Below are 18,067 nucleotides of genomic sequence, written 5' to 3' on the forward strand. Positions count from 1 at the left end.
CCGGCACGGCACGGGCACGTACCATGGCCGCATGTCGTTCCTCCGCCGCCGCAGCGCCACCCCTGCCGGACCCGACTTCGACGTGCTGGCCATGGACCCGGGCGACTGGCCGGGCAACCTCGGCGCGGGCCTGCTGCCCGCCCCCGACGGCACCTGCCAGGGCGTGTTCCTGCGCTACGACCTGTTCGGCGGCCGCGGCCCCGCGATGATCATCGGCAATCTGCCGGAGGGTTCCCCGGCCCGTGACGTGGCCGAGGGCGAGATCCCCTTCGAGGTGGGCCAGCTGCTGCTGGCGCTGGAGAACGACGAGGAGGTCACCGTCGTCGAGACCGAGGACACGCCGGTCCTCCAGGGCGACAACCTCCTCATCGTGCGGCGCCTGAAGCTGTCCGAGAGCCGGGTGTCCTGCGTCCAGTTCGACCGCAGCGACGGCGTCCTCGTCACCATCGCCGCCTGGGACCGCCCCATCACCGACGACCTGTACGCCCTGCTGAAGCCGCTCCCGGCGGAGCTTTTCCAGCAGGGCTGAGACCGCGGGACGCTACCGGCGGACCGAGCCCGCCGGCGTCACGTCCGCGGCACGGACGAACGCGACCCGGTGGCCGTACTGGATCTCGTAGTACAGGTCCTTGCCCGCCACGACCCGGTGCGAGTCGGTGGTGAAGGTGACCGCGTAGTAGTACTCGCCGGGCACCGCGTCACCGGCCACGTACGCCTGTCCGGCCGGGATCGTGTACGGCAGCGGCACCACCGACTGGGCCGGGACGTCCGCCGGATAGGCCTCCTTCTCCGGGTAGGCACGCCCGTACACCGGAACGCTCGTCAGACCGTCCCTCGGAGTTACCACCAGTCCCCGCGCCGGGACCGCCGCCGGTTCCTCGCGCGGGTTGTAGAACCAGGCCTTCTGCCCCAGGTACCAGATGGCCGTCCAGTCGCCCCAGCGGTCGGCCACCGCGTACTGCTGGCCGGTGGAGACCCGCGAGGACAGGTCGTTCACCCCGGTGGTCGGGTCCGTCTTCAGGCCGATGTCCCTGACCAGCGGGGCGGTCACGTCGTGGTCGGTGTAGAGCCGCACCTCGCTGGAGCCGTGCGCCGTGCAGGGCTCGCCCTTGGTGGTGCAGCCGGTGTACGCGGGCTGGTTGGAGTCGTAGTCCGGCAGGATCGTCACCACGGGGGAGTGCCGGCTGGCCGTGCGCCGGAACGGGTGGCCCAGCAGCTGGAAGTAGTGCCGCCAGTCCCAGTACGGGCCGGGGTCCGTGTGCATGCCCGGAATGGTGGAGGCGGTCGGTCCGGGCACGTTGTCGTGGCCCAGGATGTGCTGCCGGTCCAGCGGGACGTCGTACCTCCTGGACAGGTACCGGACCAGCCGGGCCGAGGAACGGTACATCGCCTCCGTGTACCAGGCGTCCGGACTGGCGAGGAAGCCCTCGTGCTCGATGCCGATCGACTTCGCGTTGACGTACCAGTTGCCCGCGTGCCAGGCGACGTCCTTGGCCTTGACGTGCTGGGCGATCAGACCGTCGGTCGAGCGGATCGTGTAGTTCCAGGACACATAGGTCGGGTCCTGGATCAGGTTCATGACCCCGTCCCAGGCGCCCTCCGTGTCATGGATGACGATGTACTTGATGCTCTGTGAGGCCGGACGGTCGCCCAGGTCGTGGTTGCCGTAGTCGTCGTCCCCGAACTCCGCGTACGGCGCAGGGACCGACTCGCAGGACACCGACCTCGGGCACTCGGTGTCGTCCGTGGGCAGCGTGCGCAGGCCGGCCCGCCGCAGCGCGGCGGTGTCCGGGGCCAGCCGCGGCTGCGCGGCCAGGAGCACCCGCTGGCCGTCGTCGGTGATGCGCTCCTCACCCGTGCGCAGGACGTCGTACACGTCGTCGGCGTACGCCGCCGCGGTGGCCGTGTCGTCGGCGCCGGAGAACCGGGCCACCGCGCCGTACCAGTCGGCCGGGTCGGCGCTCCGCGGCTCGCCCAGCTCCTTCTGCGCGGCGGCCAGCAGGGCGGCACCGCCGGCCACGTTCGCCGCCGGGTCGGCGCGCAGTTCCGCCGCCGGGATACCGGTCAGCTCCGCCGCCTTCGGCAGGGTCCGCAGCCGGGCCGGGACCGCGGAGGAGGCCGGCTTCCCGGCGGCCGGGCGCAGCGCGGCCCGCGCGGCGTCGCCCCGCGGGTCCTCCGCGCCCTCGGCGAAGTGCTCCGAGGCGGCGATCGCGGTCCGGGCGTCGGTGAGGTGCATCGGGCCGTAGCCGCCGGTCACACTCGGCGCGCCACCGTGCCCGTCCCAGCGGGATTGGAGGTAGGAGACGGCCAGCAGGACGCTCTGCGGCACGTGATAGTCGGCCGCCGCGGCGGCGAACGCGTGCTGGAGCCGGTCCGCCGAGGAGTCGGTGACCCGGTGGGCGGGGGCCATGCCCAGCAGGGGCAGCAGCAGGGCCGCGGAGGCGAGCGGAACGACGGTCCGCCGTAGGGGTCTGTGACCGGGGGTGGACGTGGGGTCGGTGGCGGATCCTCGCAAGGCGGCCTCCTGTGACGGGCGGGGCATGGCGGGGCATGGCGGGGCCGGGCTGGGTCAGTGGTACCGGCTTGCCGACGATCCGTCAATGATGCCCGCCAGATGGCGATTTCCCATGTCACGAAGGGTTTTCGGCGAGTTTCGCGGCGGTGGTGCCCGGGCCTGCGGCGCGTCACCGGCGTAGACCAGTGGCCGTCGCATCCGGGCATACGCGAAAGTCCGCGGTGCGTCGCCGCTGGGGGGCGCACCGCGGACCTTCGCCTGGGTCAGCGGGTGCCGACCGCCGCCCGGACGGCCTTGCGGGCCATCTGGCAGTCGTCGTGCAGCCGCCGGAGCAGCAGCCGCTGTTCCTCACCGGACGTCGCGGCACCCGGATGGGCCGTACCCGGTGCCGCCGGTCCCGGATCGCGCATCGAACGCTGGACGGCCGTCTCGTACGTCCGGATCTCCCGCGTCAGCAGGAGCATCAGGTTCACCAGGAAGGCGTCCCGGGACGCCGGGCCGGCGGACTGGGCGATCTGGGCGATCTGCCGCCGGGCCACCGGCGCGTCCCCGAGGACGAGCCACAGGGTCGCCAGGTCGTATCCCGGCAGATACCAGCCCGCGTGCTCCCAGTCCACCAGCACCGGACCGGCCGGGGAGAGCAGCACGTTCGACAGCAGGGCGTCGCCGTGGCAGAACTGGAGCATCCCCTGCCGGCCCACCTCCTGCGCGATGCCGTGCAGCAGCTTCTGGAGGTCGCCGAGGTCGCGGTCGGTGAGCAGGCCCAGCTCGTGGTAGCGGGAGATCCGGGCCGCGTAGTCCAGCGGCATGTCGAAGGTGCCCGCCGGGGGCCGCCAGGCGTTGACCCGGCAGATCGCGCCGAGTGCCGCCCGGATGTCCGCGCGGGGCGGAGCCTCGACGGGGTGCCGCTGGAACGCCGCCGCCCGGCCCGGCATGCGCTCGATCACCAGGGTGCAGTTGTCCGGGTCCGCCGCGATCAGCCTCGGCACCCGGACCGGCGGCCGGTGCCGGACGAACGAGCGGTATGCGGCTATTTCCTGACGGCTCCGCTCCGCCCACGCGGGCGAGTGGTCCAGGAGGCACTTGGCGACGGCCGTGCTGCGCCCCGTCGTCCCGACGAGGAGGACGGACCGTCCGCTGCGCCGCAGGATCTGCACCGGAGCGAACTCCGGACAGATCCGGTGCACCGCGGCGATCGCGGTGCGCAGCTGCGTGCCCTGGGGGCCGGACAGGTCGAGCCTCCCGCTGAGCGGCTGCGCCCCGGGCTGGCCCGGGACCCGCCGCGGCCGGCCCGCGCCCAGCACGGGGACGCCCGGACGTGCCGCCGGGTCGAGGTACGGTCCGCCGCCCGCCGGGCGGGAGCGCAGCGGCCGGGGCGGGGCGGACACGGAGGACGACGCTGCGTACATGGGAGATACAGATCCCTTCGTGTGCCTGCGGTGCCTGCCTGTGGGTCCGTGCTTCGAACCCATGCTCCGAGCCCTGCCCGAAAGCGTGGTTCCGAGAGCGTGCGCCCACCCGCCCGGCCGTCCGGGCGCACCCTGGGGAGTGGGCCCGTCATATGGCGCTGTGCAGCTGTCATATGTGGGTGGCGACCGGTCGGGGTGGCGCTTTCCTACCTGACACCCGAGGCCCACTGGCACACCATCTGGCGGACCCTGGCGAACCGTGGCGAATAGTCGCCCGGCAACGTCCACGGGTCTACTGTCAACTCAGCCGAGAACCTGGGGGCTTGACGTGAGCGGACAACCCAACACCCGCCTTGCGGACCTGTTCGGCCTGGCCGGCTGGTCCAAGGGCGAACTCGCGAGGCTGGTCAACCGGCAGGCGGCGGCCATGGGCCACCCCCAGCTGGCGACCGACACCTCCCGGGTGCGGCGGTGGATCGACGTGGGGGAGATCCCGCGCGATCCGGTGCCGCGGGTGCTGGCGGCCCTGTTCACCGAGCGTCTCGGCCGTGTCGTGACCATCGAGGACCTCGGTCTGGTACGGCACGGGCGTGCGGGGAAACGGCAGGGCGCCGGGAACGAGGAACATCCCGACGGTGTGCCGTGGCCGCCCGAGCGGACCGCCGCGGTCCTCACCGAATTCACGGGAATGGACCTCATGCTCAACCGACGCGGCTTGGTGGGCGCGGGTGCCGCGCTCGCCGCGGGATCCACACTCAGCAGCGCCATGTACGAGTGGCTGCACACCGACCCGGCCCTGAAGGCCGACGCCCCTGTCCTCGACGACCCCCTGCACGCCGACCCCGCCGGGTTCGACCGCTACGAGGCCGCCCCCATCGGGTGGCAGGAGATCGAGGCGCTGGAGCGCTCGGTCGAGGTGTTCCGCGCCTGGGACGCCGCCCGTGGCGGCGGGCTCCAGCGCAAGGCGGTGGTGGGCCAGCTCAACGAGGTGGGCGGCATGCTCGCCTACCGTCATCCGCCCCACCTCCAGCGGCGCCTGTGGGGCGTCGCCGCCAACCTCGCCGTCCTCGCGGGCTGGATGTCCCACGACGTCGGCCTGGAGCCCACGGCGCAGAAGTACTTCGTCATCGCCGCCCACGCCGCCCGGGAGGGCGGGGACCGGCCGCGCGCCGGCGAGGCGCTGTCGCGGGCGGCCCGGCAGATGGTGCACCTGGGCCGGCCGGACGACGCGCTGGACCTGATGAAGCTCGCCCAGTCCGGCGCCGGCGACCGTCTCCAGCCACGGACGAAGGCGATGTTCCACACCATCGAGGCCTGGGCACAGGCGTCGATGGGCAAGGGCCAGGCGATGCGCCGCACGCTCGGGCAGGCGGAGGACCTCTTCGTCTGCGAGGGGCAGGACGTGGAGCAGCCGGAGTGGATGCAGACCTTCAAGGACGAGGACCTGTACGGCATGCAGGCACTCGCCTACCGCACCCTGGCGGAGTTCGACCCGGGCGCGGCCACGCACGCCCGGTACTACGCGGAGAAGGCCCTGGCCCTGCGCGTCGACGGACGTGAGCGGTCGAAGATCTTCGACCATCTGTCCATGGCGTCGGCCTGTTTCATCGGCGACGACCCCGAACAGGCCGACCGTTACGCCCGGCTGGCCCTGATGTCGATGGGTTCGAACTCCTCGCGTCGCACCTGGGACCGGCTGCGGCAGATGTACCGGCTGACCGCGGAGTACGCCGAGTACCCGAGCATCCGGCAACTGAGGGAGGAGATCAGGCTGGCCCTGCCCAGGCCGAGGGCCAGGTCGGACGGCGACAGCGCGTCCGCGTAGGCCGCCCGGGCGGCCTACGGGTGGACGGGCCGGTCAGCCGACGACCTTGGCGACGAGGACGCAGGCGTCGTCCTCGCGTCCGGCTCCGCCGAACTCCTCGACGACCGTTCGCACACAGTCCCGCGCGGTGCGCGCCGCCCCGAGGCGTGGGGCGAGGGCGAGCAGCCGGTCGACGGTCGCGGTCCTGCTGTGGCCCGGCACCAGCGCGTCGGTGTGCAGCAGGAGCAGGTCGCCCGGCCGCAGGGTGACGGCGGACTGCCCGTACCCGGCACCTGGGGAGGCACCGAGGAGCGTGCCGTCCGGCGCGTTCAGCGCGCTCCCCGTCCCGTCGCGGTACAGCAGCGGGGCGGGGTGTCCCGCCCGCGCCCAGGTCAGGGTGCGGGTGTCGGGCTGGTAGCGGCAGCAGACGGCGCTGCCGAGGGCGGGTTGCACGGTGGCGTCGAGTAACCGGTTGAGCAGGGTGAGCAGGTGGCCGGGTTCGGTGCCGGCCATGGCCATTCCGCGCACGGCGCCGAGCAGCATCGCCATGCCCGAGGTGACGGCCACTCCGTGTCCGACCAGGCCGCCGACGCCGAGCAGCGTCCGGCCGTCGGACAGTTCCAGTGCGTCGTACCAGTCCGCGCCGATCGGTGTGCCGGCGGCGGCCGGCAGCCGGTGGGCGGCGAGGTCGAGGGTCTGCGGTCCCTGGTGGGGGAGCCGCAGGGAGCCGCGCCAGGGCGGCAGCACGGCTTCCTGTAGTTCGGCCGCGATCCGGTGCTCGGTCCGCTCCTGCCGGCGGTGGCGGTGCAGCGAGTCACGCCTCTCGCGCACCGTCCGCTGCTCGCGGCGCAGGTCGCTGACGTCGCGCAGTACGGCCCACATGGAGGTGGTGCCGCCGTCGGCGCCGAGCACGGGTTCGCCCATCATGTGCACCGTCCGTACGGAGGTGTCGGGGCGTACGACGCGGAACTCGCCGTCGATCGGTCTGGCGTCGACCAGGCAGTCCGTCACCATCGCGGTGAGTTTCGGCCGGTCCTCCTCCAGCACCAGGGCGGGCAACTCGTCCAGGGTGGCAGCGGGGCGGGCCGGGTCGAGGCCGAGGATCTGGTACAGCTCCCCGGACCAGGTCGCCTCGTCCGTCAGCAGGTTCCACTCGGCACTGCCGACGCGGCTGAGCAGTGAGCCGCGCGAGGCGGTGACCGATGCGGGCCGGGGGGGCGGCGCCTCGGCGGGCCCGGCCGGAGCGGGGGCCGGGCCGTCCCGCAGCTGGGCCAGGTGGGTGTCCAGGTCGTCGAGCTGGTGCAGGGCGAGGTCGTACAGGGCGCGCTGCCAGCGTTCCTCGGGGTCCGTCGCGTCGCTGCGGGTGTCCCGCCGTACGGCGTCCACGTCGCCCTTGAGTCGTCGCGTCTGCCGGATCAGCGCCTCGACCGAGCCGGGTCCGGGTGGCTGGGCGGCGGGGCGGTCCGCGGAGACTGGGGACGGCATGACGCACTCCGATGAGGGGGGACGGTACGGGCGGGAACGGCGGGGGACCGCTACGACTGTGGCACAGCCCGCGACGCGCTGTAAGGGATTCGGCAACACACGATACGGTGGTGCTTCCGGCATATGCCAGAGTCTTCCCGGGCTGATCCGTACGCACGAACGGCGTACGCGCCGCACCGGTCAAGTCGTAGCTGGCGTACGCGAATTGGGGCAGGCACCCCGCCCGTCCCCGCACTGAAGCACGTGTTCGACGCTCCTCTGTTCCCCTCCGTCACGCCGGGGCCTGTACCTGCCGAACTCTGACCGGATTTGACGCCATGCGACAGGCCTTCGCCGACTCCTTAATGGCATGGACATCATCGTCGAACAGCTCGCCCATGCCCGGCTCATCACCGCCGAGGACCGGGAGGTGCCGGTGTCGGCCACGCTCCGCTACTCCGCGGACGATCCCCTCGCCGTCTTCGTGGACTTCCCGGCCGAGGCGGCTCTGAACGGCGAGGAGGTCACCTGGACCTTCGCCCGCTCCCTGCTCGACCAGGGGCTGCGCGCCCCGGCCGGTCACGGGGACGTACAGATCTGGCCGTACGGCCGTACCCGTACCGTCCTGGAGTTCCACTCGCCGCACGGCATGGCCCTGCTCCAGTTCCAGGCCTCGGCGCTGCGCCGCTTCCTGCTGCACACCTACGCGGTGGTCGCCGGCGGACAGGAGGACCTGGCCGGCGTGGTGGAACGGGGGCTGAGCGCGCTGTTCGGCGGGGTGTGAGCCGGTGGCGGAGCGCTGCGGGGGCGCCCCGGACCGCGACGCGTGGGGCCGGCATCACCCTGACCGGCGGTGACGGGGCCGGGTCAGTGACCGGCCCCGTCGTACAGGGCGGGGCGCGGGGCGAGGTCGACGGCCACCCTGGCGCCGGTCTCCAGTGCCCGGACACCGGCCTCGGCGACGACGGAGGCGGCGTAGCCGTCCCAGGCGCCCGGCCCGGTGACCTCCCCGCGCCGGGTCGCGTCCACCCAGGCCTGTAGCTCGCGGTCGTAGGCGTCGGCGAAACGGACGAGATAGTCCGGTGCCACTTCCTCGCGGGCGCTGCCCCCGGCGGTGACCACCATGGTGTGCTCGTCGCCGATCCGGGCGCTGCCCGCCTCGCACACGGCCTCGCAGCGCACCTGGTAGCCGAAGCCGCAGTTCACGAAGACCTCGACGTCCACCAGGGCGCCCCGCTCGGTCTCGAAGAGCACGAACTGCGGGTCGAGCAGACCCTCGGGCGCGCCCGGGGACGGTGCGGGCCGCAGCACGGTGACCGCCGTCAGCTCCTGCCCCAGCAGCCAGCGGGCCGCGTCGATCTCGTGCGAGACGGAGCTGTTGATCAGCATCGCGCTGGTGAAGCCGACGGGGGAGGAGACGTTGCGGTGGGTGCAGTGCAGCATCAGTGGTCTGCCCAGGCGGCCCCCGTCCAGCAGCGCCTTCAGCCGCCGGTACTCGGTGTCGTAGCGGCGCATGAAGCCGATCTGCGCCAGTCGGCGGCCGAGCCGCACCTCGGCCTCCATGACCCGCAGCGCACCGGCGGAGTCCGGCACCATGGGTTTCTCGCACAGCACCGGCAGTCCGCGGGCGAAGGCACCGAGCAGCGCCTCCTCGTGGGCCGGGCCGGGAGAGGCGACGAGGACCGCCTGTACGCCCGGTGCGTCGAGCGCGGCGATCGGATCCGGGTGCACGGTGACGCCGGTGAGGCCGGCCGCCGCCTCCCGGGCCCGGGCGAGGTCGGGATCGGCCACGGCCGCCACCCTGGCTCCGCTGACCACCCGGTCGAGACGCCGTATGTGGTCCGCCCCCATGTGCCCGGCACCCAGTACCGCCACCCCCAGCAGGTCACCCATGTGCGCGCTTCCTCCCGGCGGTCGGTGCTCGGCGGGGTCACGCCGTAGCGTACGCCGGCGCCGGGGAGTTCCGGTGGTGGCGGCGTTCTTCCGCGTCAGTACCGCAGTACGCCGGCGATGCCGTCCGCGTCGCCGAGGGTGCCGTCGGGGACGAAGCGGACGTCGGCGCCGGTCTCCAGGCAGCGCTCGACGATCTCGTCCACGATGTCCTCGCGGACGTCGAGGTCCCCCGCCCCGGCCGGCACCAGATGGCCGCCCACGTCGCGGACGGCCGCGCGGAAGTTCTCCTCCACGGCCAGCAGCCGCACCCGGCCCTCCCGGGCGCTCTGCCACAGCTCGTCCAGACCGGCCGCGAAGGTCCGGTGGCCGCGTGCCGAGGTGAGGTCCCGGAGCACCGAGCCGGCGTCCTTGGCCGTCTCCGCCTCCAGCGCCGGGCGGACGGCCTGCCACACGGCGTCGGGGCCGGCGTGGGCGAGCCCGCCGTGCGGCACGTGCACGGCGTTCCGGGCGACGCTGCCCACCTCGTCCAGCAGGGCGAGCGCCGCCTGCTCACCGGTGACGTACAGCGGGCGGGGCTGGGCGCGCAGCACCGCGCCGAGCGTGGTGTCGGCCGTGCGCAGGAACTGACGGGTGCCCTCGTCGCGGAAGGTACTCGGCAGATCGCCGACGCGTTCCTGGCGTTCGGCGTCGAAGTTCCCCCGCCCGCGGGTCAGCGGGAAGCCGCCGGACCGGTCCTCGGCGACCCGGTCGACGCCGCCGCTCCACAGGGTGGCGCGGTCCGCGGAGACGGACAGCACCCAGAAGGGCCGCTCGGCCGTCTGCGCGGCGACCAGGTTGCGGGTGAGGAAGGTGTCCGAGAGCACCACCCGCTCGGGGACGGGGCGGGCCAGCGACCAGACCTGGTGCTCACCCGGCGCGGCGAAGATCACCAGGCCGTCCTCGGCGTGTGTCAGGTCCACCTCCGCCAGCGCGCGGTCGAGCTGCGCCTCGACGTCGGCGCGCCGCTCCCGGCTGACGGCGGGATCGGATTCCAGACGTCTGCGTGCCTCGGTCACCACGTTGCGCAGCCGGACCGGGTCCTGGCCGCTCCCGCGTTCCCGGCGGTGCGTCGGGGTCAGCACGGAGACCGCCGGATAGGGGCGCGGGCGCCGCAGTTCGGTCAATGTCGCGGGACTCAGTGCGTGCTCCATGACAGAACGATAGGGCGGATTCACCTTTACGGCATTCGGGGTAATCCGGGGCACGGTGGAAGCCGTCCGGACCGGCCGGGGCGTTCGGCTGATTTCTGGCCGCGAAGTCGTAACGCGCGGGCTGTTTGGGGAAGTTTTTGCCTGTGGCCGGTTCCTGGCCCCCGCGGCCCGGTGGCACGCCCGTCCGCGGTTTTCGCGGAGGCAAAACCCGGCCGAAACCGTGAGGGCGCGCGGGGCTGCCCTGTTACGGCCACGTTGACCGGACCCCCGGGGCGGGCGGACGCTCGTCATATAGATGCTCGATACAACTGGTTTGCCGGTCCGTTCCCCGCGGCCAAGAAAGTCCAGGTCGGCGGGGAGACGGCCGCCAGCCGGAGGCAGGAGGTAGCGCATGTGCGGCATCACCGGATGGGTCTCCTTCGACCGCGACCTGACCACCGAGGCCACCACATTGCATGCGATGACCGAGACGATGGCCTGCCGGGGCCCGGACGACCGCGGCACCTGGACCGAGGGACCCGTCGCCCTGGGCCACCGCCGCCTCGCCATCATCGACCTCCCCGGCGGCCGTCAGCCGATGACCCTGCCGACCCCCCGGGGGACCCTCGCCCTGGTCTACTCCGGAGAGGCGTACAACTTCACCGAACTGCGCCGCGAACTCCAGGACCGCGGCCACCGGTTCACCACCGACTCCGACACCGAGGTCGTCCTGCACGGCTATCTGGAGTGGGGCGACGCGGTCGCCGAACGGCTCAACGGCATGTACGCGTTCGCCGTCTGGGACGGCCGGCACGACAAGCTCGTGATGATCCGCGACCGCATGGGCATCAAGCCGTTCTACTACCACCCCACCGCCGACGGCGTCCTGTTCGGCTCCGAGCCCAAGGCCGTCCTCGCCAACCCGCTGGCCCGCCGCCGCGTCACCCTGGACGGCCTGCGCGAACTGTTCGTCATGGTCAAGACGCCGGGACACGCCATCTGGGACGGCATGCGCGAGGTGGAGCCCGGCACCGTCGTGACCGTGGACCGCTCCGGACTGTCCACCCGCGTGTACTGGCGGCTGGAGACCCGCCCGCACACCGACGACCGCGACACCACCGTCACCGGGGTGCGCTCGCTCCTCGACGACATCGTGCGCCGGCAGCTGGTCGCCGACGTGCCGCGCTGCACCCTGCTCTCCGGCGGTCTGGACTCCTCCGCCATGACCGCGATCGCCGCCCGGCAGCTCGGTGAGCAGGGCGAGAAGGTGCGCAGCTTCGCCGTCGACTTCGTCGGCCAGACCGACCACTTCGTCGCCGACGAACTGCGCGGCACCCCCGACACGCCCTTCGTGCACGACGTGGCCCGCCTCGCCGGCACCGACCACCAGGACATCGTCCTGGACGCCCAGTCCCTCGCCGACCCGGCCGTGCGCGAGCAGGTCGTCCGGGCCCGCGACCTGCCGGCCGGCCTCGGCGACATGGACGCCTCACTGCTGCTGCTCTTCCGCGCCATCCGGGAGAAGTCCACGGTGGCCCTGTCCGGTGAGTCCGCCGACGAGGTCTTCGGCGGCTACCTCCAGTTCTTCGACGAGGAGGCGCGCCGCGCCGACACCTTCCCCTGGCTGGCCACCATGGGCCGGCACTTCGGCGAGGACGCCGACGTGCTGCGCGCCGACCTCACCAGGTCCCTGGACCTGAAGGGCTACGTCGGCGACGGCTACCGCACCGCCGTCGCCGGGGTCGACCGGCTGGAGGGCGAGAGCGACTTCGAGTACCGCATGCGGCAGATCAGCCACCTCCATCTGACCCGCTTCGTGCGCATCCTGCTCGACCGCAAGGACCGGATGAGCATGGCCGTGGGCCTGGAGGTCCGGGTGCCGTTCTGCGACCACCGGCTGGTCGAGTACGTGTACAACGCCCCGTGGGCGCTGAAGTCCTTCGACGGCAGGGAGAAGAGCCTGCTGCGGGAGGCGACGGCGGACGTCCTGCCGCGCTCGGTGTACGAGCGCGTGAAGAGCCCGTACCCGTCCACCCAGGACCCGCGCTACGCCCGCGCCCTCCAGGAACAGGCCAAGGACCTGCTGACCCGGCCCTCCCACCCGGTCTTCGACCTGGTCGACCGGGACCGGGTCCGCAAGGCCGCCGACCACGACGCACCGGTCAGCACCCAGGCGGCCCGGCGCGGTCTGGAACGCACCCTGGACCTGGCGCAGTGGCTGGACCTGTACACGCCCGAGCTGGTGCTCAGCTGAGCCCGATGGCACGGTCGGCCGCCGCCGCCGACCGCTGCCACCACGTCGTCACCGGCTCCCACACCAGGACCCGGGGTCCGGTGCCGAGCCGGGCGGCGCTGAATTCCCGGCCGGTGTGCGCGGCGGACGCGGCGACGGAGACCGTGTCCACCCGGCGGGCCTCGGGGTCCGCCGGGTCGGCGATGGTCCGCACGTCGGCGTAGGCCGTGCCGCCCGGCGCGAGCCGGTAGGTGCCGGTGCCGCCCTCCGGCACCGGCAGCGCGGCCCCGTCCAGGTCCCCGAAGGTCACCGTGGGCACGCGGTCGACGAGGCAGGCGCGGGTGCCGCGGTTGGTGACGTCGACCCGCAGTACGGCCGGGGTGCCGGCCACGGCCTTCGCCCGTACGGTCAGCGTCCGCCGGGCGCAGCGCTCGGGCCGGTCGTGGCCCGTGGCGGCCTGGCCGCGCGGTGCGGCGGGCAGTTTCTCGTCCGTGACAGCCTGGCCGTGCGATGCGGCCGGCCGGAGGTGGCCCGTGGCGGCCTGGCTGTGCGGTGCGGTCAGCAGCAGGGCCGCCACAGCGGCCGAGGCGGCGGGTACGGTGACGGCGGCGCGGATGCGCATGACGGTGCCCCCTGTGTGGTCGTGTCCCGGATACGGCGGCCGAAGCACGCCTGCCCGGTGTGACGACCGGGACGCCCCCGAAGTTGCCCCGGCGCGCCCCTGTCACCCGTTCGCGCCGGACCCGTCACCGGTCGGCGTGACCCCGGTCCCGGTCTCCTCGGCCCCGTCCGCCGGACAGGAACTGCCGCTCGGGGGCAGCGAGCCGTAGAGCAGGAAGTCGTTGATCTTGCCGTGGACGCACCGGGAGGAGACGTACCCGGTGTGGCCCTCGCCCTTGCTGTCGAGCACCACGGCCGACGGGCCGAGCCGCCGGGCCGTCTCCTCGGTCCACCGGTACGGCGTCGCCGGGTCGCCGCGCGTGCCGACCAGCAGCATCTTCGCCGAGTGCACGTCCCGGACCCGGTCCCGGATGAAGTCGGTGCCCCTGGGCCGGCCGTAGCACAGCAGCAGCTGGGTGAGCCGGTAGCGGCCGAAGACCGGCGAGGCGCGGTCGTACGCGGCCCGCAGGTCCTTCAGGTCCCGGGTGATCCGCGCCGCGGTGGGCCGGTCGGGGTCGTCCGCGCAGTTGACCGCGATCAGGGCGGCCGGCAGGTTGTCCATCGGGACATCCTGGACGTCGGTCAGCCCGCCGTCCGTGCGGAGCCGGCCGCGGGGGCCGTCGATGCCGCCCGACGAGAAGGCCAGGACGCGCCGGGTGTCACCGTCCTCGATCAGCGAGGCCAGGGCGCGCTCCAGCGAGGGCCACAGCTCCTTGCCGTACAGGGCCTGCCCGATGGCGCCGACCAGGTCCTGACCGGTGAACGAGCCGCCGAAGTCCGTGGGCACCGGGTTCCGGTCGAGCGAGCGCACCAGCCGGACCACCTCGTCCCCGGCCGCCCGCCGGTCCTGGCCGAACGGGCAGGCGAGATCCTTCGTGCACCAGTCCAGGAAGTCGTCCAGCGCGGTCTGCTGGCCCTCGGCGCCCGCCAGGCCCTGCTCGGACAGCGGCTCGGTCAGCGTGTCCACGCCGTCGAGCACGATCCGGCCGACCTTGCCCGGGAACTGCGCCGCGTACACCGAGCCGAGCCGGGTGCCGTAGGAGAAGCCGAGGTAGTTGAGCTTCTTGTCGCCGAGCGCCTGGCGGATGACGTCCAGGTCGCGGGAGGCGTTCACGGTGCCGATGTGGGCCAGCACCGGACCGGAGTGCCGGGCGCACCGGTCGGCGGTCTCGCGCAACTGCCGGAGCAGTGCCCCGGGCCGGTCGAGTCCGGCGTCCTCCTCGGTCATGGAGAAGGCGCCCTCACCGTCCCCGCCGCAGCTGACGGGGGAGGACCGGCCGACACCGCGCGGATCGAAGGTGACCACGTCGTAGCCGTTGGTCAGGTCCATGAACCGGCGGCCGTCGGCGGCGAGCTCGGGAATGCCGGCACCGCCGGGACCACCGAAGTTCAGCAGCACCGAGCCCCGTGAGTGCCCGGTGGCGCGGTAACGGGCCAGCGCCACGTCCAGGGTGCCCGCGCGTGGCCGCGCGTAGTCGAGGGGGACGGTGACCTTGGCGCACTGGAGGTCGTCCGGCATGTCCGGCCCGTCACAGGCCTGCCACGTCACCTTCTGCCCGTAGAACCGGGACAGGTCGGGCTGTGGCCGGTCGGCGGCGGCCGCGGGCAGCCCGGCGCCGAGCAGTGCCAGGACGAGGGCCGAGGCACCCGCGCAGCGCCGCACCGCGGGCCGTGTGGACAGCTTGGCCAGCATCGTTCGCCTCCCGGAGCGCCTGCCACGGACCGGGCCGGCGCCTCGGATCACCATAGGCGCGCCCCGGACGGCTCGCCTCCGGACGAGCGGGGCGGCGGCCTCCGCCGTATGCTGCGCGCCCACACCCCCCGGCGATCACCGAGCCGCTTCGCACGCGGTTCGATAGCAGTGGCACTCGATGGGGTGAAAGCCCGATAAGCCATGACTCGGATGGTTCGTCTGCGTTTTCCTGAGGTGCGGGCAAGTGCCCGCACGACGTCTGGAAGGCAGGGAACTATGAGACGGGCTACCCGAAACGGTGTGTTCGCCGTCGCCGCCGCGTCCGGCGCGATGGCCGTGGCGCTGCCGGTGTCCGCCGCCTTCGCGGCCGACGGGGCCGGCGCCCGGAGCGCCGCGGCCGGTTCGCCCGGACTGGTCTCCGGCAACACCGTGCAGCTCCCGGTGGACGTGCCGGTGAACATGTGCGGCAACACCGTGAACGTGGTGGGACTGCTCAACCCGGCCGCGGGCAACGCGTGCGCGAACAAGGCGGCCGGGGCGCGGGCGGGGTCGGCCGCGTCCGGCGGTGCTTCCGCGCGGGGCGCTGCCACCGACTCGCCTGGTGTGATCTCCGGCAACGGTGTCCAGCTCCCCGTCCATCTGCCGGTCGACGTCAGCGGCAACAGTGTCGACGTGGTCGGCCTGGGCAATCCGGCGCAGGGCAACCAGTCGGTCAACGGTCCCGGCGACCAGTCCCGGCGCCCCCCGCACACCCCGGCCCCGCACCACCGCACCCCCGAGCCCCCGGTCGCGCCCCGGGCGCACCACCCCGCCCCGCACACCCCGCGTCCGGTGGCCTCCAGCCTGGCGCACACGGGCGCGGACATGACGGCCCCGGCCGTCGCCGGCAGCGCCGCGCTCGTCCTCACCGGCGCGGTCCTGTACCGCCGTTTCCGGCCGGGCCGCAGCGGCTGACCCGCCGGGCCCAGGCCTGACCTGACCGCGCACGCGGCCCCACCGCGCGCCCACGGCCCCGCCGGCCCCGGCCCGGCGGGGCCGTGCCGTCCAGGGACCGGCCGACGACCGGACGCTTGCGGCAGGGGAGCGCCGGGCGGACTGGGCCCCGCCGAAGCGGCTCCCGGAGCACGCCGCACTCCTCGGGGGGCAGCACCTGCTCCGGGTCCGCGTAGGGGCCGCTCCGCTCACGGGCCCGCGGCGATGACCCGGCCGCACCCCCGCCGGTACGGCTTTCCTGGCATCCGCCGACAGGACGGCCAGGGAGGAAGGGCCGGCGGGGATGACCGGGCCGGACTCCGCGCCCCCCACAAGGGCTGTGGCCTCCGCCGGCGGACGGGACGGGACCGCCCCGTACCCGGTGGCCGGGCCGAACTCCCCGTCTCGCTGGGCGGGGTGGGTGTCGCGTCGGCTGATCTTCCCGTGGCGCGGCCCCCGTTGCTCCGGAAGGATGCTGTGCGGCAGTCCCCCCGACGATACGGAGCGCACCCATGACCTTCGCGGCCCCCCACGACCTCGTCGTCACGCAGGCCACCCTCGCCGACTGGCCGGTGATCAGCGGATGGGCGGCGGCGGAGGGCTGGAATCCCGGACTGTCCGACGGACCGGCGTTCTTCGCCCAGGACCCCGACGGCTTCTTCCTCGGCCGGATCGACGGCGAGCCGGTGTCGGCCGTCTCCGTCGTCACGTACGGCCCCGCCTACGCCTTCCTCGGCTGCTACCTCGTCCGCCCCGACCTGCGCGGCCACGGACACGGCCTCACCACCTGGAAGACCGCCCTGGCCCACGCCGGCGACCGGACCGTCGGCCTGGACGGAGTCGTCGCCCAGCAGGACAACTACCGCCAGTCCGGCTTCGAACTCGCCTACCGGACCATCCGGTTCACCGGCACCGCCCCCGCCGGCGAGGCACCCGCCGGTGTCCGCCCGGCCACCCCCGCCGACCTGGCCGCGCTCACCGCCTACGACGGCGCCTGCTGTCCCGCGGACCGCCCGCGGTTCCTCGCCGCATGGCTCACCGCGCCCGGCCACCGTGCCGTCGTGCGGGAGGACGGCGGGCGCCTCACCGGCTACGGCGTGATCCGCCCCGGCCACGACACCCTGCGCGTCGGCCCCCTCTTCGCCGACACCGCCGACGACGCCCGGGCCCTCTTCGCCGCACTGACCGCCGGCACCGGCGGCCGGGAGGTGGCGCTCGACGTACCCGAGCCGAACACGGCCGGTGTCGCTCTCGCCGAGGAGGCGGGACTGCGCCCCTCGTTCGAGACCGCCCGCATGTACACCGGCCCGGTCCGCGACCACGCCCGGGAGCGCGTCTTCGGCGTCGCGACGCTCGAACTCGGCTGACCCGCGCGGCGGTCGGTCCGGCCCGCGGGATGACCGGACCGGCCCGCCTCCCGCCGTCCGCCCGGTAATTCCGTTGCCGGGGCCGGCCGCTCGTGCTGGGGTGCACCGCATGGACCACACCGCTGTGCTCGCCCTGTACGACCGTGAGATGCGCGAGAACGCCCGCCCCGACGGGCCCGGGGCCCGGATCGAACGGGCCGGTGCCGTCGTGCGTCAGGTCACCGACGCGCACGGGTGGAACGGCGTGCTCTGGTCCGCGCTCGACGCGGCGGACGCCGGCCGGGCGATCCACGACCAGATCGCCCGCTTCACCGGCCTGGGCCTGGACTTCGAGTGGAAGGCCTACGGCCACGACGAGCCGGCGGATCTCGGTGACCGGCTCCTCGCCGCCGGATTCCGGGCCGAGCCGGCGGAGACGCTGATGGCCGGCGAGGTGGCCGGGCCGGTGGCGGCCGCCGAGCCTCCGGCCGGCATCCGCGTGGTGCGGGCCACCGATCCGGCCGGTGTGGACCTCGTCGTGGACGTCCACGAGAGGGCCTTCGGCACCGACGGCACCGGGCTGCGGCACCGGCTGCTCGCGCGGCTGGCCGCCGACCCCGGCACGGTCGTGGCCGTGGTCGCGCTGGCCGGGGCGGAGCCCGTCAGCGCCGCCCGCATGGAACTGGTGCCCGGCACCCGGTTCGCCGGGCTGTGGGGCGGCGGCACCGTCGAGGCCTGGCGGGGCCGGGGTGTCTACCGGGCTCTGGTCGCCCACCGGGCCCGCGTCGCCGCCGCCCACGGCTACCGCTACCTCCAGGTCGACGCCTCACCCATGAGCCGCCCGATCCTGGCACGCCTCGGCTTCCACGCGCTGAGCACCACGACGCCCTACCGCTACGCGGTCTAACC

14 protein-coding genes are annotated in these 18,067 nt (G+C 73.8%); 7 read left to right on the forward strand and 7 right to left on the reverse strand.

Translation table 11 applies throughout. From position 1 onward, the window contains the following. Nucleotides 1–31: 31 nt before the first annotated feature. The gene (locus tag AB0F03_RS04705; protein WP_356819675.1) at nt 32–529 is read left to right on the forward strand and encodes a hypothetical protein; all 498 of its coding nucleotides are present in this window, start codon (nt 32–34) and stop codon (nt 527–529) included. A 12-nt stretch (nt 530–541) separates the two neighbouring features. On the opposite strand, the gene AB0F03_RS04710 is transcribed toward AB0F03_RS04705, so the two are convergent. Both AB0F03_RS04710 and AB0F03_RS04715 read right to left on the reverse strand, forming a co-directional pair. Next, nucleotides 542–2,515 carry a peptidoglycan recognition family protein gene (locus AB0F03_RS04710; protein ID WP_361986492.1) on the reverse strand — a complete coding sequence of 658 codons (1,974 nt, stop codon included), beginning with the start codon at nt 2,513–2,515 and terminating at the stop codon, nt 542–544. 263 nt (nt 2,516–2,778) lie between these two features. Beyond that, the gene (locus AB0F03_RS04715; RefSeq protein ID WP_361986494.1) at nt 2,779–3,924 is read right to left on the reverse strand and encodes an aminoglycoside phosphotransferase family protein; all 1,146 of its coding nucleotides are present in this window, start codon (nt 3,922–3,924) and stop codon (nt 2,779–2,781) included. Nucleotides 3,925–4,252: 328 nt separating this feature from the next. On the opposite strand from AB0F03_RS04715, the gene AB0F03_RS04720 reads away from it, so the two are divergent. Further along, nucleotides 4,253–5,749 (forward strand): hypothetical protein, encoded by a 1,497-nt coding sequence (locus AB0F03_RS04720; protein WP_361986496.1) that lies wholly within the window; start codon nt 4,253–4,255, stop codon nt 5,747–5,749. A gap of 33 nt (nt 5,750–5,782) precedes the next feature. Here AB0F03_RS04720 and AB0F03_RS04725 read toward each other — a convergent pair whose 3' ends face one another. Further along, nucleotides 5,783–7,213 (reverse strand): SpoIIE family protein phosphatase, encoded by a 1,431-nt coding sequence (locus tag AB0F03_RS04725; protein WP_361986498.1) that lies wholly within the window; start codon nt 7,211–7,213, stop codon nt 5,783–5,785. A gap of 349 nt (nt 7,214–7,562) precedes the next feature. Between AB0F03_RS04725 and AB0F03_RS04730 the strand changes: the two genes are divergently transcribed. Continuing rightward, nucleotides 7,563–7,976, forward strand: a complete 414-nt coding sequence (locus tag AB0F03_RS04730) for an SsgA family sporulation/cell division regulator (RefSeq protein WP_361986500.1) — start codon at nt 7,563–7,565, stop codon at nt 7,974–7,976. Between the two features lie 83 nt (nt 7,977–8,059). Here AB0F03_RS04730 and AB0F03_RS04735 read toward each other — a convergent pair whose 3' ends face one another. Together AB0F03_RS04735 and AB0F03_RS04740 are read right to left on the reverse strand one after the other, a co-directional pair. Further along, complete coding sequence (locus AB0F03_RS04735) at nt 8,060–9,085, reverse strand: Gfo/Idh/MocA family oxidoreductase (RefSeq protein WP_361986502.1); 1,026 nt, start codon at nt 9,083–9,085, stop codon at nt 8,060–8,062. A 95-nt stretch (nt 9,086–9,180) separates the two neighbouring features. Then, on the reverse strand, nt 9,181–10,275 hold the full coding sequence (locus tag AB0F03_RS04740) for a chemotaxis protein (protein ID WP_361986504.1): 1,095 nt from the start codon (nt 10,273–10,275) through the stop codon (nt 9,181–9,183). 391 nt (nt 10,276–10,666) lie between these two features. Here AB0F03_RS04740 and asnB point away from each other — a divergent pair, with 391 nt between their 5' ends. After that, nucleotides 10,667–12,508 (forward strand): asparagine synthase (glutamine-hydrolyzing), encoded by a 1,842-nt coding sequence (gene asnB / locus AB0F03_RS04745; RefSeq protein WP_361986506.1) that lies wholly within the window; start codon nt 10,667–10,669, stop codon nt 12,506–12,508. Here the strand turns inward: asnB and AB0F03_RS04750 are convergent. After that, nucleotides 12,501–13,109, reverse strand: coding sequence for a DUF4232 domain-containing protein (locus AB0F03_RS04750; RefSeq protein WP_361986508.1), 609 nt, complete (start codon nt 13,107–13,109; stop codon nt 12,501–12,503). The genes asnB and AB0F03_RS04750 overlap by 8 nt on opposite strands. 102 nt (nt 13,110–13,211) lie before the next feature. Next, the gene (locus AB0F03_RS04755) at nt 13,212–14,840 is read right to left on the reverse strand and encodes an alpha/beta hydrolase (protein ID WP_361986510.1); all 1,629 of its coding nucleotides are present in this window, start codon (nt 14,838–14,840) and stop codon (nt 13,212–13,214) included. A 276-nt stretch (nt 14,841–15,116) separates the two neighbouring features. Between AB0F03_RS04755 and AB0F03_RS04760 the strand changes: the two genes are divergently transcribed. From AB0F03_RS04760 to AB0F03_RS04770, 3 genes are all read left to right on the forward strand, one after another. Next, a complete protein-coding gene (locus tag AB0F03_RS04760) occupies nt 15,117–15,794 on the forward strand; it encodes a chaplin (RefSeq protein WP_361986512.1) in 678 nt (225 codons plus the stop codon). Nucleotides 15,795–16,324: 530 nt separating this feature from the next. Further along, on the forward strand, nt 16,325–17,179 hold the full coding sequence (locus tag AB0F03_RS04765) for a GNAT family N-acetyltransferase (protein ID WP_361986514.1): 855 nt from the start codon (nt 16,325–16,327) through the stop codon (nt 17,177–17,179). Nucleotides 17,180–17,288: 109 nt separating this feature from the next. Further along, nucleotides 17,289–18,065, forward strand: coding sequence for a GNAT family N-acetyltransferase (locus AB0F03_RS04770; protein WP_361986516.1), 777 nt, complete (start codon nt 17,289–17,291; stop codon nt 18,063–18,065). The last annotated feature ends 2 nt before the right edge of the window (nt 18,066–18,067 follow it).

Source organism: Streptomyces sp. NPDC028722, from assembly GCF_040637655.1.
Lineage (GTDB): Bacteria > Actinomycetota > Actinomycetes > Streptomycetales > Streptomycetaceae > Streptomyces.

Bases quoted from the DNA above. Each gene is read 5' to 3' on its own strand.
- AB0F03_RS04705 (WP_356819675.1), top strand. From the start codon at position 32: ATGTCGTTCCTCCGCCGCCGCAGCGCCACCCCTGCCGGACCCGACTTC.
- AB0F03_RS04715 (WP_361986494.1), bottom strand. From the start codon at position 3,924: ATGTACGCAGCGTCGTCCTCCGTGTCCGCCCCGCCCCGGCCGCTGCGC.
- AB0F03_RS04725 (WP_361986498.1), bottom strand. From the start codon at position 7,213: ATGCCGTCCCCAGTCTCCGCGGACCGCCCCGCCGCCCAGCCACCCGGA.
- AB0F03_RS04730 (WP_361986500.1), top strand. From the start codon at position 7,563: ATGGACATCATCGTCGAACAGCTCGCCCATGCCCGGCTCATCACCGCC.
- AB0F03_RS04735 (WP_361986502.1), bottom strand. From the start codon at position 9,085: ATGGGTGACCTGCTGGGGGTGGCGGTACTGGGTGCCGGGCACATGGGG.
- AB0F03_RS04740 (WP_361986504.1), bottom strand. From the start codon at position 10,275: ATGGAGCACGCACTGAGTCCCGCGACATTGACCGAACTGCGGCGCCCG.
- asnB (WP_361986506.1), top strand. From the start codon at position 10,667: ATGTGCGGCATCACCGGATGGGTCTCCTTCGACCGCGACCTGACCACC.
- AB0F03_RS04750 (WP_361986508.1), bottom strand. From the start codon at position 13,109: ATGCGCATCCGCGCCGCCGTCACCGTACCCGCCGCCTCGGCCGCTGTG.
- AB0F03_RS04755 (WP_361986510.1), bottom strand. From the start codon at position 14,840: ATGCTGGCCAAGCTGTCCACACGGCCCGCGGTGCGGCGCTGCGCGGGT.
- AB0F03_RS04760 (WP_361986512.1), top strand. From the start codon at position 15,117: ATGAGACGGGCTACCCGAAACGGTGTGTTCGCCGTCGCCGCCGCGTCC.
- AB0F03_RS04765 (WP_361986514.1), top strand. From the start codon at position 16,325: ATGACCTTCGCGGCCCCCCACGACCTCGTCGTCACGCAGGCCACCCTC.
- AB0F03_RS04770 (WP_361986516.1), top strand. From the start codon at position 17,289: ATGGACCACACCGCTGTGCTCGCCCTGTACGACCGTGAGATGCGCGAG.